The 5,699-nt window shown below is 68.1% G+C and carries 6 protein-coding genes and 1 pseudogene; all 7 read left to right on the top strand.

The features are described from left to right. Positions 1-614 (top strand): annotated as a pseudogene (locus tag QZV94_RS22485) (NADH-quinone oxidoreductase subunit D); the annotation flags it as partial. Further along, positions 611-958 carry a nuclear transport factor 2 family protein gene (locus tag QZV94_RS22490; RefSeq protein ID WP_293682260.1) on the top strand — a complete coding sequence of 116 codons (348 nt, stop codon included), beginning with the start codon at positions 611-613 and terminating at the stop codon, positions 956-958. The pseudogene QZV94_RS22485 and the gene QZV94_RS22490, both read left to right, overlap by 4 nt. A gap of 7 nt (positions 959-965) precedes the next feature. Continuing rightward, positions 966-1,643 (top strand): NADH-quinone oxidoreductase subunit NuoE, encoded by a 678-nt coding sequence (gene nuoE, locus QZV94_RS22495; RefSeq protein ID WP_293682263.1) that lies wholly within the window; start codon positions 966-968, stop codon positions 1,641-1,643. After that, on the top strand, positions 1,640-1,852 hold the full coding sequence (locus QZV94_RS22500; protein WP_293682265.1) for a hypothetical protein: 213 nt from the start codon (positions 1,640-1,642) through the stop codon (positions 1,850-1,852). The genes nuoE and QZV94_RS22500 overlap by 4 nt, the downstream gene beginning before the upstream one ends. Positions 1,853-1,854: 2 nt before the next feature. Next, positions 1,855-3,168, top strand: coding sequence for an NADH-quinone oxidoreductase subunit NuoF (nuoF, locus tag QZV94_RS22505; protein WP_293682267.1), 1,314 nt, complete (start codon positions 1,855-1,857; stop codon positions 3,166-3,168). Positions 3,169-3,172: 4 nt separating this feature from the next. Continuing rightward, the gene (gene nuoG / locus QZV94_RS22510) at positions 3,173-5,233 is read left to right on the top strand and encodes an NADH-quinone oxidoreductase subunit NuoG (protein ID WP_293682269.1); all 2,061 of its coding nucleotides are present in this window, start codon (positions 3,173-3,175) and stop codon (positions 5,231-5,233) included. 4 nt (positions 5,234-5,237) lie between these two features. Then, a partial coding sequence (locus tag QZV94_RS22515) for an NADH-quinone oxidoreductase subunit H (protein WP_293682272.1) occupies positions 5,238-5,699 on the top strand: 462 nt, incomplete at its 3' end.

Raw genomic sequence — 5,699 nt, forward strand, 5'->3', positions numbered from 1 at the left:
GACAACCGCATCTTCAAGCAGCGCAACGTCGACATCGGCAACATCTCCCTGGATGACTGCTTCAAGTGGGGTTTCTCGGGCGTTCTCGTGCGTGGCTCGGGCGCAGCCTGGGATTTGCGCCGCGCGCAGCCCTACGAGTGCTACTCCGAACTCGATTTCGACATCCCCATCGGCAAGAACGGCGACAACTACGACCGCTACTGCATCCGCATGGAGGAGATGCGCCAGTCGGTGCGCATCATGAAGCAGTGCTGCGAGAAGCTGCTGTCTTCCGAGGCCAAGGCCCGCACGTTGCGCCGGACAAGAAGGTGGTGCCGCCCCGGCGGGGCGAGATGAAGCGCTCCATGGAGGCGCTGATCCACCACTTCAAGCTCTACACCGAGGGCTTCCACGTGCCCGAGGGCGAGGTCTACGCCTGCGTCGAGGCGCCCAAGGGCGAGTTCGGCGTCTATCTGGTGAGCGATGGGACCAACAAGCCCTACCGCGCCAAGATCCGCGCGCCGGGCTATCCGCACCTGCAGGCCATGGACTGGATCAACCGCGGCCACATGCTGGCCGACGTGTCGGCGGTCCTGGGGTCGCTGGACATCGTGTTCGGGGAGATCGACCGGTGAACGCCAACGTCGCCCTGAGCCCCGCCGAGCTCGCCCAGGCGCAGCTCGACGCCTACAACCTCCAGGATCTGGACGCCCACTGCGCGTTCTTCGCCGACGATGTGGTGGTGAGCGACCTGAACGGGGCGGTGACGATCCGCGGGATCGCGGCCTACCGCGCCAAGTATGTGCAGGTGTTCGCCGACTTCCCCGGCAACCGCGCCGAACTGAAGAACCGGATCTGCGTCGGCGCCACTGTCATCGACCACGAGTACGTCGACCGGGGGACCGGGGTGACCTTCGAGGTGATCGCCATCTACACCATCGCCGGCGGCAAGATCGCCCGCGTGGATTTCGCGAAGTGAGGCCGGCGTGAGCGTCCGCAGACTGTCACCCAACCAGCCGGCGAGCTTCGCCTTCACGCCGGCCACGCTGAAGGCCGCCAAGGCGTGGATGGCCAACTTCCCGGTCGGCCGTCAGCAGTCGGCCGTCGTGCCGGTGCTGTGGCTGGTGCAGAAGCAGGAGGGCTGGGTCTGCGAGCCCGCCATCCGCGCCGTGGCTGAGCTGCTCGGCATGCCGGTCATCCGGGTGCTGGAGGTGGTGACCTTCTACACGATGTTCATGCTGGAGCCGGTGGGCACGCATGCCCTGGTGCAGGTGTGCGGCACGACGCCTTGCCAGACGCGCGGCTCCGAGGCGCTGATGGAGGTCTGCAAGCGACGGATCGGGGCGCAGAGCCACCGAAGCGCCGACGGCAAGTTCTACTGGCAGGAGGTGGAGTGCCTGGGCGCCTGCGCCAACGCGCCGATGGCCGCCATCAACGACCGGTACTACGAGGACCTGACGCCGGAGACGTTCGAGAAGCTGCTGGACCAGTTCGAGGCGGGCAAGACACCCAAGCCTGGCTCGGCGATCGGCCGCCAGGGCTCGGCGCCGGAGGGCGGCGCGACGACGCTCACCGACGCAAAGCTCTACGACGGGTCGCTGGCGAAGAAGATCAAGATCCCGAACCTGCCGCCGCCGGCGTCCAAGACCAAGGCGCCGGCATGACCCCGGAACTGGCGGCGCAGAAGCGGCGGATGACGATCATGGCGGCTGTCAATGTGGCGGCGGCGATCGTGGCGCTGGGGTTCGTGGTGGCCTGGGCGAAGTATGACGTCGACTGGGCGTTCGCGGCGTTCGTGGCCAGCCTGCTGGCAGGCTTCGGGGCGCAGGTATGGTTCATCGCCGGCTTCCGCCGGAACGGCAAAGGGGCTTAGGCGTGGCGGGCATCCTGGCCGATCGGGACCGGATCTTCCTCAACATCTATGGCCAGCGTGACTGGGGCCTGGATGGCGCGAAGGCGCGCGGGTGCTGGAACGGCACGCAGGACATCGTGCGCCAGGCGCCCGAGTGGATCTGCGACCAGATCAAGGCCTCGGGCCTGCGTGGACGTGGCGGAGCGGGTTTCGCCACCGGGCTGAAGTGGACCTTCATGCCGAAGGTCGAGAGCGAGCGGCCGCACTACCTGCTGGTCAACGCCGACGAGTCCGAGCCGGGCGCGTGCAAGGATCGCGACATCCTGCGGAACGACCCGCACCTGCTGATCGAGGGCTGCCTGATCGCCTGCAAGGCCATGCGGGCGCACACGGCCTACATCTACATCCGCGGCGAGTACGTGCACGAGCGCGAGCGCCTGCAGGCGGCGATCAAGCAAGCCTACGACGCCAAGCTGATCGGCCCGGACAACATCCATGGCTGGGACTGCGACGTGCGCCTGCAGCACGGCGGCGGGGCCTACATCTGCGGCGACGAGACGGCGCTGATGGAGAGCTTCGAGGGCAAGAAGGGCCAGCCGCGCCTGAAGCCGCCGTTCCCGGCCGGCGCCGGCATCTACGGCTGCCCGACGACGGTCAACAACGTGGAGACCATCGCGGTGGTCGGCACGATCCTGCGACGTGGCGCGGAGTGGTTCTCGGCCTTCGGAACCGAGAAATCGACAGGCACCAAGCTGTTCGCCGGCTCCGGCCACCTGAACACGCCCTGCGTTGTGGAGGATGCGGTCGGCATCTCCGTGAAGCAGTTGATCGAGGATCACTTCGGCGGCGTGCGCGGCGGCTGGGGGAACCTGAAGGCCGTTATCCCCGGCGGCATCTCGGTGCGGATGATCCCGGCCGAGCAGTGCGAAGAGGCGATCATGACCTACGAGGACCTGCAGGCGCGGGGCTCGGGGCTGGGCACCGGCACCATGATCGTGTTCGACAAGGACGCCGACCTGGTGAAGGCGATCGCGCGGGCCAGCTACTTCTACAAGCACGAGAGCTGCGGCCAGTGCACGCCGTGCCGCGAAGGCACCGGCTGGATGTGGCGGGTCATGGAGCGGATGGTCACCGGCGAAGCCGAGATGTCCGAGATCGACCTCCTGCTCGACGTCGCCAGCCAGGTCGAGGGCCACACGATCTGCGGCCTGGGGGACGCGGCCGCCTGGCCGATTCAGGGCCTGTTCCGCCACTTCCGCCACGAGGTGGAGGACCGCATCAACACCTACCGCGCGCGCAAGGGCAGCTATGCCGGCGCCACGATCGCAGCGGAGTAGGGCGATGAGCGAAGAACCCAAGCCCAAGCCGAAGTGCAAGGTCGACGGCGTCGAGGTCGAGTTCGAGCCGGGCATGAATGTCCTGCAAGTGGCTGAACTTGCGGGGAAAGAGATCCCGCGGTTCTGCTACCACGAGCGGCTCTCGATCGCCGGCAACTGCCGCATGTGCCTGGTGGAAGTGAAGCCAGGTCCGCCGAAGCCGCAGGCCTCGTGCGCGCTGCCGGCCGGCGAGGGCATGGAGATCTTCACCGACACGCCGATGGTCAAGAAGGCGCGCCACGGGGTGATGGAGTTCCTGCTCATCAACCACCCGCTGGACTGCCCGATCTGCGACCAGGGCGGCGAGTGCGACCTGCAGGACCAGGCCATGGGCTATGGCCGCGACGACTCTCGCTATGCCGACAACAAGCGGGCGGTCGAAGAGAAGTACATGGGGCCGTTGATCAAGACGGTCATGACCCGCTGCATCCAGTGCACCCGCTGCATCCGCTTCGTGACCGAGGTGGCCGGGGTGTCGGAAATCGGGATGATCTCCCGCGGCGAAGATGCTGAAATCACGACATATCTCGACAAGGCCGTGGCCTCGGAACTGAGCGCCAACGTGATCGACCTATGCCCGGTGGGGGCGCTGACCTCGAAGCCCTACGCGTTCAACGCGCGGCCGTGGGAGCTGAAGAAGACCGAGAGCGTCGACGTCATGGATGCGCTCGGCTCGGCGATCCGGGTGGATGCGCGGGGTTCAGCGGTGCTGCGGGTGCTGCCGCGGACCAACGAGGCGGTCAACGAGGAGTGGATCTCCGACAAGACCCGCTATGCGGTGGACGGCTTGGCGCGCCAGCGGCTGGACCGGCCGTTCATCCGGATGGGCGGCAAGCTGCAGCCGGCGACCTGGGGCGAGGCGCTGGACGCCGTGGCGGCGCGGGTGAAGGCCACTCAGCCGGACCGGATCGGGGTGATCGCGGGCGACCTGCATGACGCGGAGTCGATGAAGGCGGCTCTGGACCTGTTCGGCGGCCTGGGGGTTACGAGCCTGGACTGCCGGCAGGACGGCATGGCGCTGGGCGGCGGGCCGCGCGAGAGTTGGCTTCTGAACTCGACGATCCAAGGCCTTGAAGACGCGGATGTTATCCTGCTGGTCGGGACCAACCCTCGGCTTGAGGCCCCGGTGCTGAATGCGCGGCTGCGCAAGCGCTGGATGGCGGGCGCGCTGCGGATCGGAGTGATCGGCGAGGCGGCCGACCTGACCTATGGCTACGATTTCGTGGGCTCGGGCCCGGCGGCGCTGACTGGACTGGCGAAGTCCCGGTCGCCGTTCCTGGGCGCGCTGAAAGACGCCAAGAACCCGGCGATGATCGTGGGCGCGGGCGCGCTCAGCCGGGCGGACGGGGCGGCGGTGCTGGCCGCGGCCGCGGGCGCGGCGAAGGCCTTCGGCATGACCTGGAACGTGCTGCACACGGCGGCGAGCCGGGTGGGCGGACTGGACCTTGGCTTCGTGCCTCAGGCCGGTGGCAAGACGGCGCAGCAGCTGGTCGCCAAGGGCGGCGCGGATGTGCTGGTGCTGCTGGGCGCGGACGAGCTGGACCTCTCCCAGACCAACGCCTTCGTGGTCTACGTCGGCACGCACGGCGACGCGGGCGCGCACCGGGCGGACGTGGTGCTGCCCGGCGCGGCCTACACCGAGAAGAACGGGCTCTACGTCAACACCGAGGGCCGGGTGCAGATGGGCCTGCGCGCCGTGTTCCCGAAGGGCGAGGCCAAGGAAGATTGGGCGATACTGCGCGCCCTGTCGGAACGCCTGGGCGCGACATTGCCGTACGACACCCTGGACCAGCTCCGAGCGAAGCTGTTCGCGGACCATCCGACCTTCGGGCGCATCGACTATGTGCCCTCGACTCCCGGCGCGTTCGACCTCGCGGCGCTGGGCGCCAAGGGGGCGCTCACCGAGGCGCCGCTGGCCAGCGCGGTAAGCGCCTTCCACCTCACCAACCCGATCGCCCGGGCCAGTGTCACCATGGCCGAGTGCGCCCAGGTGGCCGCCGGCGCGGCGAAGATCGCGGCGGAGTAGGGGCATGGAGTTCTTCAACACCGGCATCGGCTGGGCGCTGTGGACGGTGGGGCACATCCTGCTGATCACCGTCGTGCTGCTGCTGACGATCGCGTTCGTGATCTATGGCGACCGCAAGATCTTCGCCGGCGTGCAGCAGCGGAAGGGCCCGAACGTGGTGGGGCCGTTCGGCCTGCTGCAGTCCTTCGCCGACCTGGGCAAGTTCCTGATCAAGGAGCTGGTGATCCCGGCCGGGGCGGACAAGGCCGTGTTCCTGCTGGCGCCGATCATCAGCGTGACCCTGGCGCTGGGCGCCTGGGCGGTGATGCCGATCGCGCCCGGCTGGGGCGTGTCGAACATCAACGTCGGCATCCTCTACCTGTTCGCGGTGAGTTCGCTGGGCGTCTACGGCATCATCATGGGCGGCTGGGCGTCCAACTCGAAGTACCCGTTCCTGGGCGCGCTGCGCTCGGCGGCGCAGATGGTG

Source organism: uncultured Phenylobacterium sp., assembly GCF_902826855.1.
Taxonomy (GTDB): Bacteria; Pseudomonadota; Alphaproteobacteria; order Caulobacterales; family Caulobacteraceae; genus Phenylobacterium.